Raw genomic sequence first — 23,277 nt, 5'->3', positions numbered from 1 at the left:
GGTCACACTGCGGCTTCAGCCTCCATCATGACGGGGTGGAAACGGCGTTTAAAATAGATCAGGCCGTGTCCCGCTTCGCTCAGAATGATGTTTTTAATTTCAACGAGATAAACCAGATGGGTGCCGATGGTTTGCACCTGGCTAATCTCGCCTTCAAGGCTTGCCAGCGCGCCCTTCAGCACCGGTTGCCCCTGCGGACCTTTCTGCCAGCAGGAGAGGGCAAAGCGATCGTCCATTGCCATGCCGGTCATCCCGGCGAAGTGGCGGGCCATGATCTCCTGCTCATGGTTCAGCACGTTGACGCACAGCTTACCGTTACCCTGGAAAACCGGGTTCATGGCGCTGTTGGCATTGATGCAGACCATCAGCGATGGCGGGGTGTCCGTGACTGAACAGACGGCGGTGGCGGTGATACCGCAGCGTCCTGCATCGCCCTCGGTGGTGACAACGTTAACCGCCGCCGACAGGCTGGCCATCGCATCGCGAAAACGCAGGCGTTGTTCTGTATGCATTGAAACCTCCCGCTGCGTTATTTCAGCAGCTTATCCAGCATGTTGATATCGGAATTATTGTGCAGGTGCGGCACCGTCCAGCCATGCTGGTCGTACTCGGACATGCAGCGGTCGACCATTGCCATCATTTTGTCCATGTTGCCAGAGCTCTGTGCCTGACGCAGACACTGGAGACGGATTTCGTCCTGGCTGCCGGAGTAGTTGATCTCATACAGCTCGTGACGACCACCAAACTCGCTGCCGATGGCATCCCACATCAGTTTCAAAATCTTAATACGTTCCACGTGATCCATGCCGTTGGAGCCGCGCACGTATTTCGCCAGATACTGGTCGATCTGCGGATTGTTCAGGTCTCGCGCGCTGGACGGCAGATAGATCAGGCCGCTGGTGACGTTACGCTCGATGATGTTCTTGATCTTCGCATAGGCCATCGGGGCCATGACGCGGTAGGTCTGCAGCGCCGCGTGATCCGGCAGGTACGCGCCATTCACCCACGGCGTGGCTTCAGAACACATGGAGTCGCTCAGCGCCCAGAACATGTTGCGCCAGGCCACCACTTCCCCGAGATCCGCCTGCACGCCGCGGAACTCCAGGGTGCCGGTACACTCCAGCGATTTCTTCAGCAGCGCGGTAATGAAATCGAGCTTCACCGCCAGACGTACGCAGGCCTGCAGCGGGTACATGCGGGCAAAACCGCCTTCCATGGTCCAGCGACGGCAGCGATCGAAATCGCGGTAGATCAGCACGTTTTCCCAGGGGATCAACACATGATCCATGACCAGGATCGCGTCGTTTTCGTCGAAACGGCTGGAGAGCGGGTAGTCGTATGGAGAGCCGGTCGCACCTGCCACCATTTCGTAAGAGGCGCGAGAGATCAGCTTCACGCCTTCGGCGTCCATTGGCGCAACGAACATCAGCGCGAAGTCCGGGTTTTCGCCCATCACCTGCGCGGAGCCAAAACCGATCATGTTGTAGTGAGTCAGCGCCGAGTTGGTTGCCACCACTTTTGCGCCGCTAACGATGATCCCGGCGTCGGTCTCTTTTTCCAGCTTGATGTAGACGTCTTTTACTTCGTCCGCCGGTTTGTGACGGTCGATGGGGGGGTTAACGATGGCGTGGTTGAAGTAAAGCCCGGTTTCCTGAATACGGGTGTACCAGTTACGGGCGTTCTGTTCGAACTGGCCGTAGAACGCCGGATTGGCACCGAGCGCGCAGCCAAACGCCGCCTTGTAGTCCGGGGTGCGGCCCATCCAGCCGTAGCTCAGGCGCGACCACTCGGCGATGGCGTCACGCTGTTGACGCAGGTCGTCGGCGCTTTTCGCCACGCGGAAAAACTTATGGGTGTAGCCGCCGCTGCCGGTATCGGTGCCCCAGCACAGCGTGTCCTGCATGTCAGGCTTGTGCAGCGCATCGTACATCTGCGCGATGGAGGCTGCCGCATTGCGAAACGCCGGATGAGTGGTCACGTCTTTGACGCGCTCGCCGTAGATATAAATCTCACGGCCATCCTGCAGGCTTTTTAAATACTCTTCACCGGTTAACGGACGTTTGGCATCCGCGCGGAAATCTTCAGGCTTCATAGGGACCTCGTATCGGAATAGTGATGTTAAATTTATGTTTTGTTTTTGTTGTTTAATTGAAGCCTGAGCGGGGGGGAACGTGAAGGGACGATTGGGACAACGGCTGGTACTTTTCGCATATGATCGCAGAGTGTGATTTCCCTCACCCTGAACCCGGGAGAGGGTCAGGGCTGGGGTGGGGTAACAGACGACACCGGTACTTTTTGCGCCCGATACGCGCTCGGCGAACACCCCACTAACCGATTAAAAAACCGGGCAAAATAGGCCGGGTCTTTAAACCCCAGCTGCCAGGCGATTTCGCTGACCGCGCTGTCGGAGAAGAGCAGCATCCGCCTCGCTTCACGCAGCTGACGGTCAAAAATCAGCCGCTTCGGCGGGCGGTTGGCGAAGCGCCGGCAGATATCGGTCAGACGCGATTCGGTCAGGTGCAGTTCGCTGGCATATTCCGGTACCGTCCAGTGCTCATGAAAATGGACATCAATCAGCTGGGTAAAGCGCTGGAACAGTTTCAGCTCGCCGCGCATGCCGCTGGCGGCGTGATCGTCGAGCTTCGCGTTGCGCAGCAGCAGGGTGAACACCGCCTGGGCTAACAGAACCAGCGTGTGTTCGCGCCCGGGCAGTTGCGCCGTCGATTCCCGGGCAATCAGCGGCCAGTAGTGCTTCAGTGCCGCCAGTTCGTCCGGCTTATCGGCCAGCGAGAGGCAGATCCCCGGCAGGCCAAAGGCTTCCCGCGTGCCGGGGTAGAGCACTTCCAGCAGCGGCCAGATCAGATCCTCGCGCACCGTCAGAACGTGCCCGTCGCTGTCGGATTCGGTAATAAACGCGTGCGGCACCGACGGGGGCGTGAGCACAAATAGCGGAGCCTGCACCGAGTAGCGGTGATCGTCGAGCTGCAGTTCGATCTGTCCGGTATCCAGAAAGTGCATCTGAAAATACTGGTCGTGACGGTGAGCCTGCATGTCGCGGCCAAAAAAGGCCGCCATGCGGGCGAACGACTGATAGTGAACATCATCCGTTCCCAGACTTTCGTCGTACTCTTTGCTGATGTCGATATTCGCGATCGGGTTCTGGCACATAGCCGCTCCTTACGGGATTTTCTGCGCCGCCATACCCGGCTCGTGCTCAAGGCTCTCCCGCTGCGTCATCGGGATACGTGTCAGCACCAGCGCGCCGACCACCAGCAAGCCGGCAACAAACCACAACCCGGAGCTGAAGCTGCCGGTGCTGTCACGCAGAATGCCGATCAACAGCGGGCTGACGGCGGATCCGACGTTACCGATAGCATTGATCACCGCCAGTGCGACCGCCCGCGACTGCAGGCTAATAACCCGATCCGGCGTGGTCCAGAAGATCGCCATGGCGGTAAACGATCCGGTTGAGGCCATGATGATGCCAAGCAGCTGGATCAGGCTGTGGTGGGTCGCCGAGGCCAGCAGCCATCCTGCCGCCGCAAAGAGGTACGGCAGAATGGTGTGCTTTTTTCGCTCTTTCAGCCTGTCGGAGCGGCGGCTCCACCAGATCATCCCGAGGATGGTGCAAAACTGCGGGATCGCCGCCAGCAGGCCAATCACAATGTTGCTGCTGCCGGTGTTGAAACTTTGCAGGATCTGCGGCGTCCAGATATTAATCGCGCTCAGGGTGTTCGTGAGGCAGAAATAGGCCAGGGTATAGAGCAGCACGGCCGGGGTAAACACTTCGCGCAGCGTCGAACGCGGCGTGACGGGACGGGCGATGGCCGACTCCTGCTCGCGGGCGATCATTGTTTTAAGCGCCTGCTTTTCGTCGTCATCCAGCCAGCTGGCCTGATCCGGCGTGTCGTTCAGGTAGAACCACGTCACAACGCCGAGCACCACGGACGGTAGCCCCTCCAGCAGGAACAGCCATTGCCAGCCTTTCAGGTTCCACAGCCCGTCCATGGCCAGAATATAACCGGAGAGGATCGAGCCGAGCATCATGGTCACCGGCATGGCGATCATAAACAACGCATTGGCGCGGGCGCGGTGGTAGGCAGGGAACCACCAGGTGAGATAGACGAGGATCCCCGGCAGGAATCCGGCCTCGGCAATGCCCACCAGCATGCGCAGCACATAGAGCGTGTGCGGGCTGGTGGCGAACATGGTGCAGGTGGAAGCGATGCCCCACACCACCATGATCCCGGCGATCCAGCGACGGGCGCCGACCTTCGCCAGCATGATGTTGCTGGGGATCCCACATATCACATAGGTGACGTAAAACAGGGTGGCGGCCAGGCCAAACATGGTCGAGGTGAGGCCCAGATCTTTGCCCATCGTCAGCCCGGCAAAGCCGATGTTAATGCGGTCAAGAAACGAGAAGACAAACAGGATAAAGAGAAACACGATCAAACGACGAAACAGCTTCTGAATAACGCGGTGTTCTACAGCTTTATTATCATGGGTTTGCAGGGTAGAGGTCGTCATGTTGCGCTCCACATCGTACGTTTAGTAGACGGATTTATTGTTATTTACTGACGTAACCGGGATATCGATAAAACGTGCCGCCAGCGCCTCGGCGCTGCGTGCAAGCAGGGTGGTGTCGACCCCGACGGCGACAAACAGCGCGCCAAGCTCGAGGTAGCGTTTTGCCAGCGGCTCGTTAGCCATCAGGATGCCGGGCGCTTTGCCTGCCGCACGGATCTGCGCAATGGCCTTCTCGATGGCGGCCTGGACTTCCGGGTGCTGCGGATTTCCGGCAAAGCCCATGTCGGCGCTCAGATCCGCCGGGCCAATAAACACCCCGTCCACGCCTTCCACATCGAGGATGTGCGGCAGATTTTTCAGCGCCTCGCGCGTTTCAATCTGCACCAGCACGCACATGGCATCGTTAGCGCGCTGCAGGTAATCAGGCGTGCGGTTCCAGCGCGAGGCGCGAGCCAGCGCGCTGCCCACGCCGCGGATCCCCGCCGGTGGATAACGCGTGGCGCGCACCGCCAGCCGGGCTTCATCGGCGTTTTGTACCATCGGCACCAGCAGGGTTTGCGCCCCGATGTCCAGCAGCTGTTTGATCTGGACCGGGTCGTTCCACGACGGGCGTACCACCGGCTGGCTGGCGTAAGGTGCGATCGCCTGCAGCTGGGTCAGGACGGTTTGCACGTTATTGGGCGCGTGCTCTGCGTCGATCAGCAGCCAGTCGAACCCCGCACCGGCCAGCAGCTCGGCGCTGTAACTGCTGGTCAGCCCCAGCCAGAGGCCGATTTGCGGTTTTCCGGCGCTGAGCGCCGCTTTGAATCTGTTTTCCATGGTGGTCTCCTAGACAAAACGGCAGCTGATGGAGCCCATCTTGCCGTAGTCCACGTGGAAGGTATCGCCCTTGCTGGCCGGCACCGGGCGGGTAAACGAACCGCCGAGGATGATTTGGCCAGGCTCCAGCTGAACGTCGTACGGCGCGAGTTTATTGGCAAGCCATGCCACACCGTTGGCCGGGTGGTTGAGCACGCCCGCGGCGACCCCGGTCTCTTCTATGACGCCGTTGCGGTAGAGCAGGGCGGAGATCCAGCGCAGATCCAGCTCGTCGGGCTTAATCGGGCGACCGCCAAGGATCACACCTGCGTTGGCGGCGTTATCGGAGATGGTGTCGAACACCTTGCGCGGACGCTGGGTCTCGGGATCGATGTTGTGGCAGCGGGCGTCGATCAGCTCCAGCGCGGGGATGACGTAATCCGTGGCGTTGTAGACGTCGAACAGGGTGCAGTTTGGGCCGCGCAGGGGTTTTGCCAGCACGAAGGCCAGCTCCACTTCGATGCGCGGGACGATAAAGCGGTCGGCAGGGATATCACTGCCGTCGTGGAAGAACATGTCGTCGAGCAGAGCGCCGTAGTCCGGCTCGCTAATTTGCGAGCTGGCCTGCATCGCTTTGGAGGTGAGGCCAATCTTGTGGCCTTTCAGCACGCGACCTTCGGCGATTTTCAGGCTCACCCATTCGCGCTGTACGGCGTAGGCGTCGTCAAGGGTGATCGTCGGGTAGTCGAGCGAGATCTGGCGGATCTGCTCCCGGGACTGCTCCGCCTGATGCAGACGATGGGCGATCAGGGTATGGGTGTGTTTATCGAGCATGGCGATTTCCTGTTGTTGCCGGGTGGCGTGCTGCTCACCCGGCTTGCGTTCAAAGCCGTTGTCGGCCCGGTAAGGGCGCTACTTAAACAAAGCGTGCACGTTGTTTTGTTTGTAATTGAGCGTCGGGTGCAGCTCGTCTATTTCAAAAGAGAGCGCCAGATAGCGCGATGCCATCAGGTCGGCGAAGTGGGTTTTAATCAGCTCAAACAGTGCCTTTCCCACCACCTCCCGGCTCTCCAGACTGCGCCCGGCGCCAATCTTCAGCGTCATATGCACAAAGGCGTAATCGTGCTTACCGTCGGCCATCTGCCAGGTGTCCAGCCAGTGCGCACGGCTACGGATACCGCCGAGTGGGAAGATTCCCGTGGCGGCAAGCGCGTCGTTCACTTTGGCGAACAGTGCTGGCAGGTCCGCCTGCTCGCGGATGTTGTCAGTGCATTCAGCAATAAAGTGCGGCATGGTGGCTCCTTACGCGGACGCGGGCAGGGGGAAAACGGCGTTAACCTGGCCGGTGCCGGAGCTGGGGAACAGCTCGGTGAGGAACTCCACCTTGCCGTCGTATGTGTCCCAGCCGAGCATCCCCAGCAGCATCACCGTGTCGTGCATGTTGCCCTCGCCGTAGCAGTAGTGGGCATACTCCGGCAGCATGCTGCAGAACTCCCTGAACTTGCCTTCACGCCACAGCTTCACTACGCGTTCGTCCATCTGACGGTCGAACTCGCGGGTGTAGCTGTTCATTCCCTCTTCGGCGCGCTGGTCGTCGATAAAACGGTGCGACAGCGAACCGCTGGCGAGCACCGCCACGGTGCCGTCATATTTCTGAATCGCGCTGACGATGGCCTCGCCCAGCCTGCGGCTGTCGGCGAAGTCATGGACGGTGCAGAACGCGGCGATAGAGATCACTTTGAAGTGCTTATCGCTGTTCATGTAGCGCATCGGTACCAGCGTGCCGTACTCCAGCTTGAGGCTCGGGATGTTGTGCGCTTTGGCACGTACGCCGAGTTTCACCGCTTCGTCGGCGATAAGCTGGCCGAGCGCCGGGTTACCGTCGTAGTCGTAGGTCATGTCGCGGATAAAATGCGGCAGCTCGTTGCTGGTGTAGATGCCGGAGAAATGATCCGCACAGTTGATGTGGTAGGCGCTGTTCACCAGCCAGTGGGTATCGAACACAATAATGGTATCGACGCCCAGCTCCCGACAACGCTTGCTGATTTCTTTATGTCCGTCGATGGCGGACTGGCGGCAGCCGTGGTTTTTTCCCGGCAGTTCAGAGAGGTACATTGACGGAACGTGGGTAATTTTTGCCGCTAACGCTAACTTGCCCATACTCAGATCCCCCATTTTGGAATCGGATGGTCGCCCATGGAGATGCAGACGTTTTTCATTTCAGCGAACACCTCGAAGCTGTATTCGCCCCCTTCGCGCCCGGTACCGGAAGCCTTCACGCCGCCAAACGGCTGACGCAGGTCGCGCACGTTCTGGGTGTTTACAAACACCATTCCGGCTTCGATATTGCGCGCCAGGCGCAGCACTTTGCTGACGTCCTGGGTCCAGATGTATGACGCCAGGCCGTACTCCACGTCGTTAGCCAGACGCAACCCTTCGGCTTCGTCCTTAAACGGCAGCAGGCACGCAACCGGCCCGAAGATCTCTTCCTGGGCCACGCGCATCCGGTTGTCGACGTCTGCCAGCACGGTCGGGCGCAGGAAGTTGCCGTTTTTCAGGTGAGCAGGGAGATCGGTGGGTTTGTCAGGGCCGCCCGCCAGCAGGGTCGCGCCTTCTTCAATGCCAAGACGGATATAGCCGGAGACTTTTTCCCAGTGCTGCTGGCTGATCAGCGCGCCAACCTGAGTGTTCGGATCGGTCGGGTCACCCACGCGCAGACGGTTCGCGCGCTCGGCAAAGCGTCTGACGAATTCCGGGTAGATGCTCTGCTGAATGAAAATGCGTGAGCCAGCGGTGCAACGCTCGCCGTTGATGGAAAAGATGGTGAACAGGGCGGCGTCCAGCGCGCGTTCGATATCCGCATCTTCAAAAATCAGCACCGGAGATTTCCCTCCCAGCTCCATGGAGTATTTCTTCAGTCCGGCGTTTTTCATGATGTTGCGCCCGGTGGCGGTGCCGCCGGTAAAGGAGACGGCGCGCACGTCGTGGTGACGTACCAGCGCATCGCCCGCCGTTGCGCCATAGCCCTGCACCACGTTCAGCACACCCGCCGGAATACCGGCCTCCAGCGCCAGCTCGCCCAGACGGTCGGCGGTCAGCGGGGAGAGTTCAGACATCTTCAGCACCGCGGTGTTGCCCAGCGCCAGGCACGGCGCAACCTTCCAGGTGGCGGTCATAAACGGCACGTTCCACGGCGACACCAGCGCGCAGACCCCCACCGGCTGCACCAGGGTGTAGTTGAGCATCTTGTCGTCGACCGGGTAGGTTTTACCGTTCATCTGCTGGCACACTTCGGCGAAGAACGCGAAGTTGTGCGACGCGCGTGGAATAAGCACGTTTTTGGTCTGGTGGATCGGCAGGCCGGTGTCGGCGGTCTCGAGGGCCGCAATCTCCGGAACGTGTTGATCGATAAGATCTCCGAGGCGACGCATCAGGCGTGCGCGCTCTTTCATCGGCAGGTTAGCCCACGTCGGGAATGCCTCTTTAGCCGCCGCCACGGCCTGATGAATTTCAGCCTCACCGCCGGACGCGACCTCCGCCAGCACCTCTCCGGTGGCCGGGTTAGTGGTGTGGAAGTAATCACTTCCTGCGACGTTTTTACCGTTAATCCAATGGTTTATTTTTTTCATTTTGCAGTCTCCTCACTGACAATGCGGTTCACCAGGCGGCCCACGCCCTCCACTTCCACGACCACTTCGTCGCCTGGCTGTACGTCAGACAGACCCTTTGGCGTGCCGGTGGCAATCATGTCGCCGGGCTGCAGGGTCATAAATTCGCTGAGATAGGCAATCAGGAACGGGATGCTGAAGATCAGATCGGCAGTGGTGCCTTGCTGGCGCAATTCACCGTTCACGAAGGTACGCAGGGTTAAGTTATGCGGGTCGGGAATGGCCTCTTTCGGCACGATATGCGGGCTGAGGGGGGTCAACCCGTCGCGGCTTTTCACCCGCAGGTTCGGGCGGTAGTAGTTTTCCAGGTAGTCACGGATGGCGTAATCGTTGCAGACGGTATAGCCCGCGACATAGTCCATCGCCTCGCGCTCACTGACCTTGTGCGCCGTTTTGCCGATGACCACCACCAGCTCCGCCTCATAGTGCATGTACTCAATGTTGTTCGGGCGGACCGAGGTCTGGTTATCGCCGGTCACGGTGTTGGGGGCTTTGATAAACACCAGCGGTTCCGTTGGCGGCGTAAACGCCAGCTCACTGGCGTGATCGGCGTAGTTCAGACCAAGCGCGAACAGCGTGGCGTGCGGATGTGGGCCTTGCGCATGGGCGACCTCGCGTTCATCAACCACCGGGTTTTCCAGGGACGGGAAGCCTTTCGCCAGAATGCGTACGCGATCGCCCGGCTGCAGCGGGACGCGCGAGTGTGGGGTGCCGAGCAGAATGGCATCGCCCGGACTGAGGGTGGCGAATTCGCTCAGGGCGCTCAGCAGTTCGGCGGCATTGCGCTGCAGGTCAGCGGTGTTCCAGTGGTCCGCTTCCCGGCCGTTAATTTCGGTGACGATGGTCAGGTTATCAACGTGGTCGAGGGCGGCCAGCTCTCCCAGCGGACAAAAGCCGTCGCGGCATTTGGCCTTGATCGCCGGGCGATAAAAACTCTCTTCCGGCAGGCTCACCTCGTTGGCAAGCGCGTAACCGGCGATGTACTCCGCCGCCTCGTCCACGGGAACGTTACGCGCCGTTTTGCCCACAACCAGCGCAACCGTGGCACCGCTTAACACGGTTTCTCCCGGCGGGAAGGGAATGGGGTCGCCCGTGCGGATCACGGTGTTATGCGGTTTGATAAACCACACGGCGGTTTTTGGTGGCGTGTTGTAGGGGGCTTTTTCAAACGCGTCGCGCCAGGCATCGCGCTGGCTCTGGTGGTTCAGCGCTACGGCAAAAACAGTACCTTTCATTCACTTACTCCTCAGGCCGGACGTCCGGCCTGTGATTTCATTAATATGTTAATGATCTGGTTGTATGCCTTTGCTGTTTATTTCGCAACCAGAAGTGAATAATTTGTGACATGAATAACAATAAATTTACATAAAGAGATTAAAGGCTATATTTATCATTGGGTTAATAAATCAGGCTTGTTTCTGTTAGACTTTTTGTCGTAAAACGCGTTGTGTGTAAAACCAGCAGAACTGAATTGTTCATGTGTTAATGATTACCGGGAGAGGCTATGCATGATTCATTAACTATCGCCCTGTTACAGGCGCGGGAAGCGGCGATGTCTTACTTCCGCCCGATTGTGAAACGGCATAACCTGACCGAGCAGCAGTGGCGCATCGTGCGCGTGCTGGCCGAACATCCGTCGATGGATTTTCACGATCTGGCGTTTCGCACCTGTATCTTGCGTCCCAGCCTGACGGGCATTCTGACGCGCATGGAGCGTGACGGTCTGGTGCTGCGCCTTAAGCCCGTAAACGATCAGCGAAAGCTGTACGTATCGCTGACCAAAGAGGGGAACAGGCTATACGAGCGTGCCCAGGCGCAGGTGGAAGAGGCGTATCAGCAAATCGAGGCCGAATATACGCCGGCGAAGATGCAACAGCTGACAGCGCTGCTGGAAGAGTTTATTGAACTGGGGAACCGGCATATCACAGCGCGCGAAGAAGAGTAAAAACCACAAATTTAAGGATGATTTTCGTAAAGTTTTCCCTTTCCAGGCCGAAAATCCTGTTATCTGTCTGATGGAAAGCGAAAACATGTTAAACCGTATCAAGATTGTCACCAGCTTAATGCTGGTATTAGCGATATTTGGCCTTTTACAACTCACATCCGGTGGTCTTTTCTTCAATGCCCTCAAGCATGACAAAGAGAATTTCACCGTCCTGCAAACCATTCGCCAGCAACAGTCCACGCTGAACGCCAGCTGGGTTGCCCTGCTGCAAACCCGTAATACCCTGAACCGTGCGGGTATCCGCTACATGATGGATCAGAGCAATATCGGCAGCGGCGCGACCGTGAACGATCTGATGCAAATTGCGGCGGCTTCCCTGAAACAGGCAGAAAAAAACTGGGCTGAATACGAAGCCCTGCCACGCGATCCGCGTCAAAACGACGCCGACGCGACGGAGATCAAACGTAACTACGATATCTACCACGGTGCACTGGCGGAGCTGATCCAGCTGCTGGGCGCGGGCAAAATCAACGCCTTCTTCGATCAACCTACCCAGAGCTATCAGGATGGTTTTGAGAAGCAGTACGTGAACTATCTGCAGCAGAACGACAAGCTGTATCAGATGGCGGTGGAAAACAGCAATAGCTCCTACAGCCAGGCAATCTGGGTGCTGATTAGCGTACTGATTGCGGTGCTGGTGGTGATCGTGGCCGTGTGGCTGGGTATCAAGCAGGCGCTGATTTCGCCACTTACCCGTCTTATCGACAACATTCGTCATATCGCCAGCGGCGATCTGGTGAAGCGCATTGAGGTGCAGGGCGCTAACGAGATGGGTGAACTGGCCGACTCGCTGCGTCATATGCAGGGCGAGCTGGTCCGTACCGTTGGTGATGTGCGTAACGGTGCTAATGCCATCTACAGCGGCGCGAGTGAAATCGCGATGGGTAACAACGATCTCTCTTCCCGTACGGAACAGCAGGCCGCATCCCTGGAAGAGACCGCTGCCAGCATGGAGCAGCTGACGGCGACCGTTAAGCAGAACGCCGAGAACGCCCGTCAGGCGAGCAACCTGGCGCTGAGCGCGTCCGAAACCGCGCAGAAGGGCGGTAAAGTGGTGGATAACGTGGTGCAAACCATGCGTGACATCGCGGGCAGTTCGCAGAAAATTGCCGACATTATCAGCGTGATCGACGGCATCGCGTTCCAGACCAACATCCTGGCACTGAACGCCGCGGTAGAAGCGGCACGTGCGGGCGAGCAGGGCCGCGGATTTGCCGTTGTTGCGGGTGAAGTCCGTAACCTGGCACAGCGCAGCGCCCAGGCAGCACGTGAGATCAAGAGCCTGATTGAAGACTCTGTTGGCCGCGTGGAAGTCGGGTCTACCCTGGTAGAAAGCGCCGGCGAAACCATGGGTGAAATCGTTAATGCGGTAACCCGCGTGACGGACATCATGGGCGAAATCGCCTCTGCGTCTGATGAGCAGAGCCGCGGTATCGATCAGGTGGGTCTGGCGGTGGCTGAGATGGATCGCGTGACCCAGCAGAACGCCTCGCTGGTGGAAGAGTCTGCCGCGGCGGCGGCGGCACTGGAAGAGCAGGCGAGCCGTCTGACTCAGGCCGTGGCCGTGTTCCGCATTCAGCAGGAGCAGATGAAAGCCCGCGAGCAGGCCTCAGCGAAAACCGCTGCAGCCCCTATGATGGCGCATAAAGCCGCGACCACCGATGCGGGCGAAAACTGGGAAACGTTTTAATCCTGCCACAGTGCCGGGGGGCGGCTACGCCTGACCCGGCCTGTAATGGGGCGTTTTGCAGGCCGATATCACAGAGGCAGGCGCATGGCACAGCGGGAGTCATACGCGAAACCGTGCGCCGCTTCTTCCTCTCTTTTCTGACGCAGTTCAGGCGTTAGCATCGTCACCGTTTCAAACCCGAGTCGCGCATAAAACGGCGCATTCCACGGCACCTCGCAAAAGGTGGTCAGCGTCAGCGATGTCAGCCCCAGCGTGCGGGCATGGTCTGCGACGCAGGCGATAAGTCGCCGACCTATTCCTCTTCCCTGCCACTCCCGATGAACCGAGAGTTCGACAATAAACAGCGATGATGGATGGGCTTCTGCAAGGATAAACCCGACGGGCAGGTCGTTTGCCAGCGCCAGCCAGCTTAACCCGCGTTTCGCGTAATCAAGATGTTGTTCCGCGCAAATGACGTCGCCGTCTGCAAGCCAGGCCAGTTCGGGGACGTCCCGAAAACGCTCGCCAGCCGCGCGCTCGATGGCGGGCAGGGCAGCAACATCTTTGGGCGTCGTCGATCGAAAGAGAATGTTCATGGCGGAAAGTATACCCCGACCAGCCGTGCCTATTCTGAACAAATCAGGACCGGCGCATAGAAATTGCTGATCACCAGCGCGTCTTCCGGCGTGCGTTCAATCTTCAGAAGTCTTTTGTTCCCCGGCGTCAGGCCGGCGACGTACTTTTCAAAGACCCCCGGTGGCAGGGTGTCATGGCTAAAGCGCGCCACGCTTTGTATGAATATTTCATAGAGTGAACCCTCAACGTGCCGCCACGTAAACATCTCCTGGCGGGAAACATCCCAGTGATGTGGCTCGTTAACCACGTCGCCGTTAAGCGTAAGGTACCCTGTGTTGTCGGGCTGAAAGCGCAGCGTAATCTCCCCTTCAAAGGAGAAATCATGATCGTCATGTCGGGCTGAAAATGTCAGGTTTCCTGCACAGGTTGCGGAAAGCGGAGGCGTGTAGACGTACCACGCCAGCGTCACGCCAATCAGCAACAGATTGAGCGCCAGAATAAGCCACACTTTTTTTTGTTTCATATCACCACTCGTAAAAGTAAAGCGTTCGGCAGGCGCTGGCTTTACCGTCCGTGAGAGAACACTGGGAAAGGACCAGCCGCCCTTCGTGGCCATAGAAAAGTGTTCTCTGGATGTGCATATAGAAAATAGAGTTTTTCAGGCAGGGCAGATTACCTTCGCGCTGAAGCGTCTGCGCCAGCGCCATGGCCTTAGTGTGAAACACATCTGCCAGCGGGGAGAAGGTGTAGACCGGACAGGTGCCAATGTGGGTGAGCAGATGAGTGTCACTGTACTGGTGCGCCTGTTTCGTCAAACAGGCGCCGATGCACAGCGCCACGACCATCAGCGTGAGTACACCGCAGAATAGCCATTCTGGCTGAATGCGTCGTGAGGCCGGGACCGACTCCACGACGGGAAAATCGTCCTCCAGGGGCGTTACCGCGATATCAGCACTGAGCATAAAGCCCGTTTTCGGCACGGTGACGATAAACAGGGTGTCGGGCAGCAGGCTCGACAGCATTTTGCGCACAATACTGATGTATTGATTTAACGAATTGTTGGACCCCTGGAGCCCACGTTGATCCCAGACATCACTCAGAAAGGTGTCACGTTCGACGACGTTGCCGTGATGCTGAACCAGCAGCTTCAGGATGGCGTTGGCGGTACAGGTGAGGATTTGTCTGTCCAGATCGGGTGCATTGATAAGAGAAACAGAACCGTCTTCGTCGTTATAGACGATGGCGTCAGCAAGCAGGTATTTCATAAGTTATTGTAATACAGAAAAAATAACAAAAAAGAAGATAAGGCTGTGCCTTGTCGGACATAACACGCTGGCTATTTTAGCGCCATTGTTACCGATAACATTGATCCAGACAAGATTTAAGGCAATTTACTCGTGCAGTCGGATTACCACGTCATCCCAACGTGGCGGGAAGGGCATAGCGAGACAGCAGCGCCAGCATCAACAGCCAGAGAATGAGACAGGGAAGATGACGCCGCATGATCTTATTTCCCGACGTGATTAGCCGTGCAGTGACAAACACGATGCCGGGTAGTCGAGCAGGAAGAGTTTGCGATGGAATTCCGCCAGGTTCTGGCAGTGAAATTTGTTCATCGCGTTACGCTTGTGGGTGTAGATCGTTTTCGGGGATTTATTCAGGATCTGCGCGATGCGAACCGGGCTGAACCCGTTGCGGAACAGCATGCAAACCCGAAGCTCCTGGCAGGTGAGCGTGGCGTTTTTTACGCTTGCGAACGGCGTGTTCTGAAAACAGCGGCTGAGCTGCGCGAGTGACAGGTTTCCCGCCACCACGTGGACACGCTCACCCCCCAGAATGATTTTAATATCGTTGACGCGGGACGCATCGGTGAATACCAGCCACCCTTTTTTGACGCGGATATTCAACATCAGTTGCCGCAGGGGCAGGATCCCCTCAGGGCTCACGTCGTTAATCCAGAAAATTTCAGGGCAGGGGTCCACACTCTGCGAGATGAACGTCTTCAGGCCCAGCCACAAGAAGGCATTGCCGCTTAAAACGATGACCTTATAGTCGGCATTCAGTGTCTGCGGCATCAGGGTTTTTTCCCCTGGTAGCGCTGGTCGTACTCCGCTGCGCTGTGCCAGGGTGGATTCGAACGTATGGCCGGTTAGCATGATAAAAAGTGGGTAACTCTCTCAGGGTGTAAGGAGTTACACATTCTGAGATATGATTTCTTTCTGGTGAATTTATAAATAGAAATGAGAGATATATGGTGTCTATGTCTTATTTTTAATGGTTTTATAGGATTATATATTTACATAAAGCGCCCGACAGAACGCCGGGCGCAGAAGGGATCAGCTCTCTTTACTGACAATTTTAATCTCTACCATCCCGATGCCGAGCTCGCGCGGTGAATGGCCAAGAATATTTCCCTCATTCGTCGGCTGCGGGTCCGGCGGAACAATCACCAGCGTATTGCTGCGGGAAGGATTATCAAAATGCAGCGTGGTGGTGGTGACGTCATTTCCCAGCGTCAGCGTTTGCTCTTTATCGCCCACACGCACCGGGATGGGACGGTTCGCGTTTGGACCATAGGCCCGGGCGGTGATCACCAGGTCGAATTTTTCCGGCAGAGGATGCGCGTACTCAATCTTCACTTCACTGCCCAGCTGCGCATTAGACCAGCGCCCCCAGGATTCCGGACGCGAGATGCCGCTGAACTGTTTGACCTCTTCCGGTGCCCCGGCCACGTTGAAGATAAAGCTGTCTGCTTTATAGCGAATATCGTTATCCACGATCTTCAGCATGTCGACATTTCGCTGATAGCGCGCGGTATCGATGACCGTATCGTTGAATGCGGTTTTGCCTTTCCATTGCGCTTTATCGACATGCTGCACGGTTTGCTCCCCGCCAAGCTGTCCCTGAGAAACGCACCAGTCGGTTGAGAGCGCCAGTGGCTGGGACCAGAGCTGGCCCATTTTGTAGCACCTGTCGACCCAGACAAAATTATCGCGAGGGGCGAAGTCGGCCAGCTGGAAACGCAGCGGCGCAGAGTATTCGCTTTCCGGCAGCGGTTCGACGCGCGTATCCGACACGCGCAGCAGCAGCGGCAGACGGAAATGGCTGCCGGAGAAGGCGATGGTGTTTTTATCCTGATCGATGGTGAAGTCTTTCATCTCTTTCGGGAAGTTCCACAGGCGGATGATGTCCGGCTTCCACGCAAGGATTTTCTCCTTCATGTTGAGGAACACTTCCGACAGTGACTGCCCCGAGAGCGTACTGCGGCCAAGGCCAATAAAGTTATCCCCGCCCAGAATGTCCAGCACGGTTGCGCCGTTATCCATGGAGTTGCGTTTGGTGGCGATCACATCCTGTTGCGGCTGGTCGCCGCGCAGAATGAAGAACAGATTGCTGCGATCCTGTTTGCTGAGCTGATCCCAGGCGCTGTTTTTCATCGCCAGATGGTCAGATGAGACGACGATGACCGTGTTTTTAAAATACGGCGAGGCTTTGATTTTCTCGACCAGAGCGGCGATATGCTCCTGGCTGCAGGTTACCGCGCTGAACGACGTGTTGTTTTTGCCGTCAATCTCATAGCGTTTGCGCTTACAGGTGCGCGAGACAAACCCGTCCGGATGGTGGGTATCTACCGTCAGGGCAAAGAGGGAGAAACGCTTGCCGGCGCGGGACAGTTCCTCGAACTTTTTCCAGGTTTCGTCCAGTACCGTGTCGTCGTAAAAGCCCCAGTCGTTGCGGTAATGCGGGTCGGCAACGGTCGTTTTTAACTCTTCTGAGCCATACAGATGGTCAAAACCGTGGGATTTCAGGAACACGTCTTTTCCGGCAAAGCGCAGGTTGGCCCCCTGTACGAAGTAGTTTTCGTAGCCGGAGTTTTTCAGGATATCGCCGAGGCAAACGTTCTGCGGGAAGAAGCTCGACATTGAGGCCGAGGCATTACCCTCAAAGGGGGCGAAGAGCGGGATACCGCACTGCGAGGCAACCATCCCGGCGATGGTGTAATCCGTACCGGGCAGCTGCGCGGTATGGCTGAAATCAAGACTTTCGTTTTTCAGCGCGCCCAGCTCCGGCGTCAGGTTCGGGAAGGCATTGTTATCAAACCAGGTGCGTTCCAGACTCTCGCCGTAGATATACACCAGGTTAAGCTTCGGGTTGGCTATTTTTTTGGACGGCTCTTTATACCAGGCCATGAAATCCGGGTCGCCGTCGCGCGACTGTGACTTTACCAGCTCGGTTATCTGATGAAACGCCGGGCTGGCATCCACGGACGCCAGCGCCAGACAGAGTGCCAGCAGGCTGTAGCCGCCATGATGCGGAAGATGTCGACGGCGGCGCAGCACCCAGGCCAGGGCACCAAAAATAATCACCAGCGCCGCAATCAGGCCAAGCCCGGGAAGGATGTATTTACCCACGCCCGCGCCCGTCAGGCTATTCGTCAGCGTATAGAGCACCGCATCGTTAATGCCGTCACCGGTAAAGTAATCGCTGGCGTATAAAGTAATGTTTAAAATAATAAAAATGCCGAGCACCACCAGCGTGGCGATAAACCACCAGGTGTTACGGCCCGCTTTGCAGGCGTAAACGCCGACAGAGGCCAGAAAAAGGACAAGGGACATTAACTCTGACAACAGTCTATCCTCATGACGCCAGGCGCTTAGCTGGCTAACTGATTATTTTTTGGGTTATACAATGTAATTGCGTTGTCGTGTAGCTGCAATTTTAGTGTCACGAAAGTGTGCTGTTGTTAGGATTTGGTTTAGAAAATCGTTTTTTTGAAGGGGGTCGCATCCTGACATACGGACGCTCAGACGGTGGCAGGCAGGAAAAAGACGGCTTTAACGCCGCGTTAAAAGAGTAACGTCTTAAACGCGGCGTGTAATGGCAATACAGGCGGGGATCAGGAGATGAAATTAACGCCTTGTTTCAGCACCAGATCGCAGGCTTTGGTTTTCACCTGTTTCGCCAGCGAGGAGTTGCCGATGGTGCTCAGGTTGAGCTGTTGACCGTTTTGCGCATTCAGCAGGCCCTGAATACCATCCATATAGTTGGTGTCCTGTTTCTGCTCCTGTGTATCCAGACCGAGTTTGCCCAGCACCTGATTTTTCACGTTTTGCGCGTCGGTCACGGAGGCCAGTTTTTGCTTCGCGCAATATTCCAGAATTCCCGCGGCGTTGTTCATTGTACCTGCGCTCAGGCTCTGGGTGCTGTTACCCAGCAGGCCGGTAAGGGAAGAGGCTGACAGCCCGCCCTGGGTGCTGCTGCTCTCTTTGGTCAGTCCGCTCGCTGCGCTGGACAGCGAATCCTGCCAGGATGCGGCCTGTGCCGCGCCGGTAACCAGCAGGGCGCCTAATACGGTGCTGAAAAGAAACTGTTTTTTCATAATGGCTTACTCAAAAAAGGTCCGTTTTGGGGCGAAAGTGGAGTCAGTATATACCTCCGGGCCACCGGTCTTTCCTGGAAATATCTTAATACTCTTTACCGGTGACACGGCTGCGGTAACTTTCCCAGTCGAAGATGACATACAGACTGTTCCCGAGCTTCATGCGATCCATGACGCGTTCGCCCAGCAATCGGGTCATTTCGTCGATGTTGTGGTTAGTCAGCATGCCGGTGGGGCGTTTGGAGGAAGAGCGGCGATCGACAATCTGGTTAATGATCACTTTTTCATAGCGGGATTCGGTCTGGACGCCAATCTCATCAATAACCAGTAAATCGACATTACTCAGGTCATTAAGCAGTTGCTCTTCGCTGGTTTCGCGGTTGCTGAAGGTGTCTTTCATGGCGGACATGATATCGGCCACGGTGATGATCAGCACCGATTTCCCGCGCAGCAGCAGCTCGTTACAGATAGCGGCCGCCAGGTGGTTTTTCCCCGTGCCAGGCTTGCCGCTAAAAATGAAGCTGGCGATATTGCCGTCGAATTCATCCACGTACTGACGCGCGGCAGCGAGTGCATTCATCTGCCCGTTGGTCTCAATTTTATAGTTATCAAATGAGCAGTTCTGGTGCAGGGGGCGAATACCGGAACGGTTAAAGGTGCGCTGCATTTTCATCGCCCGGTTTTCGCGGGCCAGCGCGGCGGCGCGGATCTTACCCTGCTCTTTTTGCCACGCCAGGAGTTCTTCACCCGTCGTGAAGGCGGGCTTCACGTTGGCTGGCATCATCTTTTGCAGACGTTTCATCAGGTCGCCGACGTTCTTCATTTCGCACCTCGGAATCCATTTGGGATCTGTTTATCCGGTTCGGAAAACGCGTTGATATCACGTTTTGGCTGGCCGTTATTGCTGGCGCGATTAATTTGCAGATGACGCGCGAGCTTCTGTTGCCACTGAATATGAGTGAATACTTTGCCTTCCGCCTGCCACCACGCGGTAAACGCGGCCAGCTCTTCGGGGGTAGCCGGTTGCGTTAACGCTATGCCCCACAATGCCGCCTGCCGTTGAAAATCAGCATCAGGTTGCCAGCCCGCATACAGGGCAAATTTACCCATGGGAACGGCCACGGGGACGCTAACCGGCTCGTCAAAGAACTGGTTATCGAGGGTTACGTCGCTCGCCGGGCGGGACAACTGCGCTTCAATCTCCAGAAGCTGTGCCAGACGTTCCGATGTGATGGCATAAAACGCCGGAGCGTTGTCAGCAAATACCGCAACCGTGCCGCCTTCGGCGTGGGTCAGCACACCGCGGGGATCGCGCATAAAGGCATCAATACCAGCAATGCTGGTGGTCAGAATTCTGGAGGACATAACGCTTACTCTACTGATAACTACGGGCGTGATATGGGCTTATGGTAGCACAGAGAGCGGGAAGGGAAGGAGGGGTTTTCCCCGGCGGCGCGATGCCTGCCGGGGCGACAACGGCTGGCCTGATAAGCGTAACGCCATCAGGCAGTTATCAGGCGATAATGTTCAGCGTTACGTCGATGTTACCGCGGGTCGCGTTAGAGTACGGACACACAATGTGTGCTGCATCGACCAGTTTTTTGGCTTCTGCAGGATCCATACCTTCAACGTGGATGTTCAGTTTTGCTTCGATACCAAAACCGGTTGGCAGCGGCCCAATCCCCACTTCGCCTTCAATAAAGGCCTCTTTCGGCAGGGTAAATTTGTCGCGCGCGGCTACAAACTTCATGGCACCCAGGAAGCAGGCAGAGTAGCCGGCAGCAAACAGCTGCTCAGGGTTGGTGACGTCACCGCCCATGCCGCCCATCTCTTTTGGCACGCCGAGTTTAACGTCCAGTACGCCGTCGGAAGAGGTCGCACGGCCATCACGGCCTCCGGTAGCTTTTGCTTTGGCAGTGTAGACAACTTTTTCTAAAGACATGGCAGATTCCTCATCTTACATTAATGTGCGCTATTAAATAGCGTGCGATATATATGGGTAAATAAATACGCGTAAAGTATAGCCTTACGCGCGTTGGATCTGTTGTCGCAAACGTTCCAGCTGCTGCTTAAGTGACAGCATGGTCTCAGTATCACACTGGGCGGCGCATCCCACTGCATGGGGGATCCCGGAAGCCTGCAGCTGGAGATGACGTCCCGCATCGCTCAGGGTGACGGCGACCTGACGCTCGTCTTTACGTGAGCGGTGGCGGTTTATCAGCCCCGCGCTTTCCAGACGCTTCAACAGCGGCGTCAGCGTGGCAGAGTCAAGGAACAACCGTTCACCGATGTCCGACACCGTAATGTCATCCTGCTCCCACAGCACCAGCATCACCAGGTATTGCGGGTAAGTCAGGTTCAGCGGTGCCAGCAGTTGCCGGTACAGCTTGTTCAGCGCCAGATTTGCTGAATAGAGAGCAAAGCAGAGCTGGTTATCCAGCAGGAGCGCAGCGGTCGTGTCGTTCGTTTTCGCGTTCATGAGATGAATATAGATAGTGTACGATTTAATTGCAAGCTATTTTATGGGCAAGTATAACGGAGCGCCACCTGAACGGCCATTTTGCGGTAGTGCTGGCGCTGTGCCTGTTCGTCCGCACCCTCTTCAAACAGCAGGGTGAAGGTGTAGCTGTTGGCAACGTAGTGGAAGCTGAAACTGCTGATCAAACGATGCAGATCGCGGGCTTCAACCGTCTGATTGAATAACTGCTTTTCTTTCCCGCGACGGAGGATCGCTTCCAGCAGATCAAGTGCGCTGCGGTTGACCTGGCGGAGGTAGCTGGACTGCTGCATAAAACGGCCACGCTGCATGTTTTCCATGCAGATAATGCGGATGTAATCCGGGTGGTCGGCATGGTAGTCAAAGGTGGCTTCAACCAGATGAACCAGCGCTTCGACAGGGGGCATTCCCGCCAGGCTGAGCGCCTGTTCACTGGCGCGGATCTGGGTGTAAACATACTCCAGTACGAGAAGATACAGGTTCTCTTTGTTTTTGAAGTGGTAAACAACCATGCGTTTGGTGGTGCCGGCTTTCTCCGCAATTTGTTCCATGCGGGCACCGTTCAACCCGTATTCGGCAAACAGCGTGATAGCGCTCTGAAAGATTTTCTCTTTCAGGCTGGATTCTTCATTGTGCTCGGGGAGTTCGCTGCCTGGGTTAGCCACATCCTTTCCTTATCGTCACCAAACGGATTGGAGTGATTATCCTCACGGCAGCGTAATAACACAAATCTCAAACCCGTGGACGTTTGCGGTACAGCCACAGTCCGGGGATCGACAGTCCGATAGAGAGCGCACCGACAATGGACGAAGCCTTAAGAAAGTTGCTCAGAAGGAGGATCATTTGCGGTTCGGTGTAGCCGAAATGGCTGATTTTTACCGCGGAAATCATGGCTGTATAGGCAGATATGCCGGGGAACATCGGGATAACGGCGGCGACGGTGAACACCTTGGGATGCGCCAGATACCAGCGCGACCACTGAATGCCGATGCTACCGACCAGCATTGAGGCCATAAATGTTGACCATTCAATGTTGAATCCCGCCGTCATCATCACCATTCGCGAGCCATGACCAATAGCACCCAACAGCGCGCACCACGGTAGCGCGCGTTGCGGAACGTTAAAGACCATCGCAAAACCGACGGCAGGGATCGCGGCCAGCAGCATATCCTGCGCCAGCGCCAGCAGAAAATCGATCACGCCCATCCGCGTAACCCCCAGAGTGTCATGGCCATTACCACACCAATGCAGGTTGCAAGCGTCAGCAGGCTGGCAATCGCCCAGCGTGCCAGACCGGTATTGATGTGACCCTTAAACATATCGGCTACGGCGTTAATCAACGGGAAGCCGGGCACCAGCAGAAGCACGCTGGCCGCCATGGCAATCGTCGGCGTGTTGGCAAACTGCGGCAGACGAAGCAGCAGGCCAGACACCGTGGTGGCGACAAAAGCGGTAATGCAGAAATTAATTTGCGGGTGGAGTTGGCGGTGCGTCAGGAGTTGGCGCACGTACATGGCGATACTGCTGGCGAAAAAGGTGATGACCGCGCCGTCCCAGCCGCCTTTGTTGAGCTTACAAAAACAGGCGCAGGACAGCCCGACCATTAACACCACCAGCCAGCGGGGATAACGTAAGGGCTTAATCTGGTTGAACCGTTTTTCAATGTCGTGCAGGTCGAGAAGCTTATGCTCAGCAAGAATGACAATATGCTGGACCTCGGTTACAACGTGCATATTGATGCCGCGGTCGTGGTTTTTGCGGGTGGAGGTCAGGCACTGACCGTCTTTTATGGTGGTCAACACGATAGCATTGGATGAAATGGCGCTCTCAACGCTGTCCATACCCAGCGCCAGCCCCAACCGGGTGGAGAGTTCCTCGACCAGCGCGCTTTCCGCCCCGTGCTGGAGCAGAAAAAGACCGCACTGAATACAGAGCCGCGTGATGGCACGCTGCGTTGATCGATCTGCCTGCATGTCATGTCCTGAAGAGAAGGTGAATAGCTTGCCTGTTGGCCCGTCATGCTTACTTTTAGCACAAACTGCAGTGCCTCTAGCTGTGGGTCAGATCAAGCTTTATGCAAACAGTTGCGGGCTGTCTGGCGGCGGGATGCGGTTTTGGGCCATAAATATGATGAATTATTAATTGGGAAATATA

At 56.7% G+C, this 23,277-nt stretch carries 25 protein-coding genes; 2 read left to right on the top strand and 23 right to left on the bottom strand.

Features of this window, described 5'->3' with window-relative positions:
* Positions 1-2: 2 nt before the first annotated feature.
* From QE396_RS13900 to hpaG, 10 genes are all read right to left on the bottom strand, one after another.
* Complete coding sequence (locus QE396_RS13900; protein ID WP_020885312.1) at positions 3-512, bottom strand: 4-hydroxyphenylacetate 3-monooxygenase reductase subunit; 510 nt, start codon at positions 510-512, stop codon at positions 3-5.
* A 17-nt stretch (positions 513-529) separates the two neighbouring features.
* Positions 530-2,092 (bottom strand): 4-hydroxyphenylacetate 3-monooxygenase, oxygenase component, encoded by a 1,563-nt coding sequence (hpaB, locus tag QE396_RS13895; RefSeq protein ID WP_014168483.1) that lies wholly within the window; start codon positions 2,090-2,092, stop codon positions 530-532.
* A 164-nt stretch (positions 2,093-2,256) separates the two neighbouring features.
* Entirely contained in the window at positions 2,257-3,168 is a 912-nt protein-coding gene (hpaA, locus tag QE396_RS13890; protein WP_032681716.1) for a 4-hydroxyphenylacetate catabolism regulatory protein HpaA, read from the bottom strand.
* Between the two features lie 9 nt (positions 3,169-3,177).
* Positions 3,178-4,530, bottom strand: a complete 1,353-nt coding sequence (gene hpaX / locus QE396_RS13885) for a 4-hydroxyphenylacetate permease (protein WP_020885310.1) — start codon at positions 4,528-4,530, stop codon at positions 3,178-3,180.
* A 21-nt stretch (positions 4,531-4,551) separates the two neighbouring features.
* Positions 4,552-5,349: a 4-hydroxy-2-oxoheptanedioate aldolase gene (hpaI, locus tag QE396_RS13880; protein ID WP_014168487.1), complete on the bottom strand. Its 798-nt coding sequence runs from the start codon at positions 5,347-5,349 to the stop codon at positions 4,552-4,554.
* Positions 5,350-5,358: 9 nt separating this feature from the next.
* The gene (gene hpaH, locus QE396_RS13875; protein ID WP_014168488.1) at positions 5,359-6,162 is read right to left on the bottom strand and encodes a 2-oxo-hept-4-ene-1,7-dioate hydratase; all 804 of its coding nucleotides are present in this window, start codon (positions 6,160-6,162) and stop codon (positions 5,359-5,361) included.
* A 78-nt stretch (positions 6,163-6,240) separates the two neighbouring features.
* Entirely contained in the window at positions 6,241-6,621 is a 381-nt protein-coding gene (locus QE396_RS13870) for a 5-carboxymethyl-2-hydroxymuconate Delta-isomerase (RefSeq protein ID WP_047366577.1), read from the bottom strand.
* A gap of 9 nt (positions 6,622-6,630) precedes the next feature.
* Positions 6,631-7,488, bottom strand: a complete 858-nt coding sequence (gene hpaD / locus QE396_RS13865) for a 3,4-dihydroxyphenylacetate 2,3-dioxygenase (protein WP_020885307.1) — start codon at positions 7,486-7,488, stop codon at positions 6,631-6,633.
* Positions 7,489-7,490: 2 nt separating this feature from the next.
* Positions 7,491-8,957 (bottom strand): 5-carboxymethyl-2-hydroxymuconate semialdehyde dehydrogenase, encoded by a 1,467-nt coding sequence (hpaE, locus tag QE396_RS13860; protein ID WP_014168491.1) that lies wholly within the window; start codon positions 8,955-8,957, stop codon positions 7,491-7,493.
* A complete protein-coding gene (hpaG, locus tag QE396_RS13855; protein ID WP_047366578.1) occupies positions 8,954-10,231 on the bottom strand; it encodes a 4-hydroxyphenylacetate degradation bifunctional isomerase/decarboxylase in 1,278 nt (425 codons plus the stop codon). The genes hpaE and hpaG overlap by 4 nt, the downstream gene beginning before the upstream one ends.
* Before the next feature lie 269 nt (positions 10,232-10,500).
* Here hpaG and hpaR point away from each other — a divergent pair, with 269 nt between their 5' ends.
* Positions 10,501-10,941: a homoprotocatechuate degradation operon regulator HpaR gene (gene hpaR / locus QE396_RS13850; RefSeq protein WP_014168494.1), complete on the top strand. Its 441-nt coding sequence runs from the start codon at positions 10,501-10,503 to the stop codon at positions 10,939-10,941.
* An 85-nt stretch (positions 10,942-11,026) separates the two neighbouring features.
* The gene (tsr, locus tag QE396_RS13845) at positions 11,027-12,691 is read left to right on the top strand and encodes a methyl-accepting chemotaxis protein (protein ID WP_309951374.1); all 1,665 of its coding nucleotides are present in this window, start codon (positions 11,027-11,029) and stop codon (positions 12,689-12,691) included.
* Positions 12,692-12,759: 68 nt separating this feature from the next.
* Here tsr and QE396_RS13840 read toward each other — a convergent pair whose 3' ends face one another.
* The 13 genes from QE396_RS13840 to QE396_RS13780 form a co-directional block, all read right to left on the bottom strand.
* The gene (locus tag QE396_RS13840; protein ID WP_279256636.1) at positions 12,760-13,266 is read right to left on the bottom strand and encodes a GNAT family N-acetyltransferase; all 507 of its coding nucleotides are present in this window, start codon (positions 13,264-13,266) and stop codon (positions 12,760-12,762) included.
* Between the two features lie 29 nt (positions 13,267-13,295).
* The gene (locus QE396_RS13835) at positions 13,296-13,769 is read right to left on the bottom strand and encodes a hypothetical protein (RefSeq protein WP_309951370.1); all 474 of its coding nucleotides are present in this window, start codon (positions 13,767-13,769) and stop codon (positions 13,296-13,298) included.
* Position 13,770: 1 nt separating this feature from the next.
* On the bottom strand, positions 13,771-14,511 hold the full coding sequence (locus QE396_RS13830; RefSeq protein WP_219372664.1) for a winged helix-turn-helix domain-containing protein: 741 nt from the start codon (positions 14,509-14,511) through the stop codon (positions 13,771-13,773).
* A gap of 258 nt (positions 14,512-14,769) precedes the next feature.
* Positions 14,770-15,321, bottom strand: coding sequence for a helix-turn-helix transcriptional regulator (locus tag QE396_RS13825; RefSeq protein WP_025205614.1), 552 nt, complete (start codon positions 15,319-15,321; stop codon positions 14,770-14,772).
* A gap of 261 nt (positions 15,322-15,582) precedes the next feature.
* Positions 15,583-17,874 carry a phosphatidylglycerol--membrane-oligosaccharide glycerophosphotransferase gene (gene opgB, locus QE396_RS13820; RefSeq protein ID WP_014168500.1) on the bottom strand — a complete coding sequence of 764 codons (2,292 nt, stop codon included), beginning with the start codon at positions 17,872-17,874 and terminating at the stop codon, positions 15,583-15,585.
* A 269-nt stretch (positions 17,875-18,143) separates the two neighbouring features.
* Positions 18,144-18,626 (bottom strand): DUF2501 domain-containing protein, encoded by a 483-nt coding sequence (locus QE396_RS13815; protein WP_309951366.1) that lies wholly within the window; start codon positions 18,624-18,626, stop codon positions 18,144-18,146.
* An 85-nt stretch (positions 18,627-18,711) separates the two neighbouring features.
* A complete protein-coding gene (gene dnaC / locus QE396_RS13810; RefSeq protein WP_014168503.1) occupies positions 18,712-19,449 on the bottom strand; it encodes a DNA replication protein DnaC in 738 nt (245 codons plus the stop codon).
* Positions 19,446-19,991, bottom strand: coding sequence for a primosomal protein DnaT (gene dnaT, locus QE396_RS13805; protein ID WP_020885298.1), 546 nt, complete (start codon positions 19,989-19,991; stop codon positions 19,446-19,448). The genes dnaC and dnaT overlap by 4 nt, the downstream gene beginning before the upstream one ends.
* A 148-nt stretch (positions 19,992-20,139) precedes the next feature.
* Positions 20,140-20,568, bottom strand: a complete 429-nt coding sequence (locus tag QE396_RS13800) for an organic hydroperoxide resistance protein (RefSeq protein WP_006174091.1) — start codon at positions 20,566-20,568, stop codon at positions 20,140-20,142.
* A gap of 84 nt (positions 20,569-20,652) precedes the next feature.
* A complete protein-coding gene (locus QE396_RS13795) occupies positions 20,653-21,105 on the bottom strand; it encodes a MarR family winged helix-turn-helix transcriptional regulator (protein WP_020885297.1) in 453 nt (150 codons plus the stop codon).
* Between the two features lie 41 nt (positions 21,106-21,146).
* Positions 21,147-21,788, bottom strand: a complete 642-nt coding sequence (locus QE396_RS13790) for a TetR family transcriptional regulator (protein WP_020885296.1) — start codon at positions 21,786-21,788, stop codon at positions 21,147-21,149.
* A gap of 67 nt (positions 21,789-21,855) precedes the next feature.
* Positions 21,856-22,329 carry a threonine/serine exporter gene (locus QE396_RS13785; protein WP_020885295.1) on the bottom strand — a complete coding sequence of 158 codons (474 nt, stop codon included), beginning with the start codon at positions 22,327-22,329 and terminating at the stop codon, positions 21,856-21,858.
* Entirely contained in the window at positions 22,320-23,096 is a 777-nt protein-coding gene (locus QE396_RS13780; protein ID WP_014168508.1) for a threonine/serine exporter ThrE family protein, read from the bottom strand. The genes QE396_RS13785 and QE396_RS13780 overlap by 10 nt, the downstream gene beginning before the upstream one ends.
* Between the last annotated feature and the right edge of the window lie 181 nt (positions 23,097-23,277).

The sequence above is a fragment of the Enterobacter sp. SORGH_AS_0287 genome, from assembly GCF_031453695.1.
GTDB lineage: Bacteria > Pseudomonadota > Gammaproteobacteria > Enterobacterales > Enterobacteriaceae > Enterobacter > Enterobacter ludwigii.
Note: the sequence above shows the minus strand (reverse complement) of the source record. Positions and strands in the feature narration are given on the sequence as shown.

Bases quoted from the DNA above. Each gene is read 5' to 3' on its own strand.
- dnaT (WP_020885298.1), bottom strand. From the start codon at position 19,991: ATGTCCTCCAGAATTCTGACCACCAGCATTGCTGGTATTGATGCCTTT.
- hpaA (WP_032681716.1), bottom strand. From the start codon at position 3,168: ATGTGCCAGAACCCGATCGCGAATATCGACATCAGCAAAGAGTACGAC.
- hpaE (WP_014168491.1), bottom strand. From the start codon at position 8,957: ATGAAAAAAATAAACCATTGGATTAACGGTAAAAACGTCGCAGGAAGT.
- QE396_RS13780 (WP_014168508.1), bottom strand. From the start codon at position 23,096: ATGCAGGCAGATCGATCAACGCAGCGTGCCATCACGCGGCTCTGTATT.
- QE396_RS13900 (WP_020885312.1), bottom strand. From the start codon at position 512: ATGCATACAGAACAACGCCTGCGTTTTCGCGATGCGATGGCCAGCCTG.
- hpaR (WP_014168494.1), top strand. From the start codon at position 10,501: ATGCATGATTCATTAACTATCGCCCTGTTACAGGCGCGGGAAGCGGCG.
- hpaD (WP_020885307.1), bottom strand. From the start codon at position 7,488: ATGGGCAAGTTAGCGTTAGCGGCAAAAATTACCCACGTTCCGTCAATG.
- QE396_RS13835 (WP_309951370.1), bottom strand. From the start codon at position 13,769: ATGAAACAAAAAAAAGTGTGGCTTATTCTGGCGCTCAATCTGTTGCTG.
- QE396_RS13870 (WP_047366577.1), bottom strand. From the start codon at position 6,621: ATGCCGCACTTTATTGCTGAATGCACTGACAACATCCGCGAGCAGGCG.
- hpaB (WP_014168483.1), bottom strand. From the start codon at position 2,092: ATGAAGCCTGAAGATTTCCGCGCGGATGCCAAACGTCCGTTAACCGGT.
- QE396_RS13825 (WP_025205614.1), bottom strand. From the start codon at position 15,321: ATGCCGCAGACACTGAATGCCGACTATAAGGTCATCGTTTTAAGCGGC.
- QE396_RS13840 (WP_279256636.1), bottom strand. From the start codon at position 13,266: ATGAACATTCTCTTTCGATCGACGACGCCCAAAGATGTTGCTGCCCTG.
- hpaG (WP_047366578.1), bottom strand. From the start codon at position 10,231: ATGAAAGGTACTGTTTTTGCCGTAGCGCTGAACCACCAGAGCCAGCGC.
- hpaH (WP_014168488.1), bottom strand. From the start codon at position 6,162: ATGCTCGATAAACACACCCATACCCTGATCGCCCATCGTCTGCATCAG.
- hpaX (WP_020885310.1), bottom strand. From the start codon at position 4,530: ATGACGACCTCTACCCTGCAAACCCATGATAATAAAGCTGTAGAACAC.
- dnaC (WP_014168503.1), bottom strand. From the start codon at position 19,449: ATGAAGAACGTCGGCGACCTGATGAAACGTCTGCAAAAGATGATGCCA.
- QE396_RS13800 (WP_006174091.1), bottom strand. From the start codon at position 20,568: ATGTCTTTAGAAAAAGTTGTCTACACTGCCAAAGCAAAAGCTACCGGA.
- QE396_RS13785 (WP_020885295.1), bottom strand. From the start codon at position 22,329: ATGGGCGTGATCGATTTTCTGCTGGCGCTGGCGCAGGATATGCTGCTG.
- QE396_RS13815 (WP_309951366.1), bottom strand. From the start codon at position 18,626: ATGAAAAAACAGTTTCTTTTCAGCACCGTATTAGGCGCCCTGCTGGTT.
- QE396_RS13795 (WP_020885297.1), bottom strand. From the start codon at position 21,105: ATGAACGCGAAAACGAACGACACGACCGCTGCGCTCCTGCTGGATAAC.
- hpaI (WP_014168487.1), bottom strand. From the start codon at position 5,349: ATGGAAAACAGATTCAAAGCGGCGCTCAGCGCCGGAAAACCGCAAATC.
- QE396_RS13830 (WP_219372664.1), bottom strand. From the start codon at position 14,511: ATGAAATACCTGCTTGCTGACGCCATCGTCTATAACGACGAAGACGGT.
- tsr (WP_309951374.1), top strand. From the start codon at position 11,027: ATGTTAAACCGTATCAAGATTGTCACCAGCTTAATGCTGGTATTAGCG.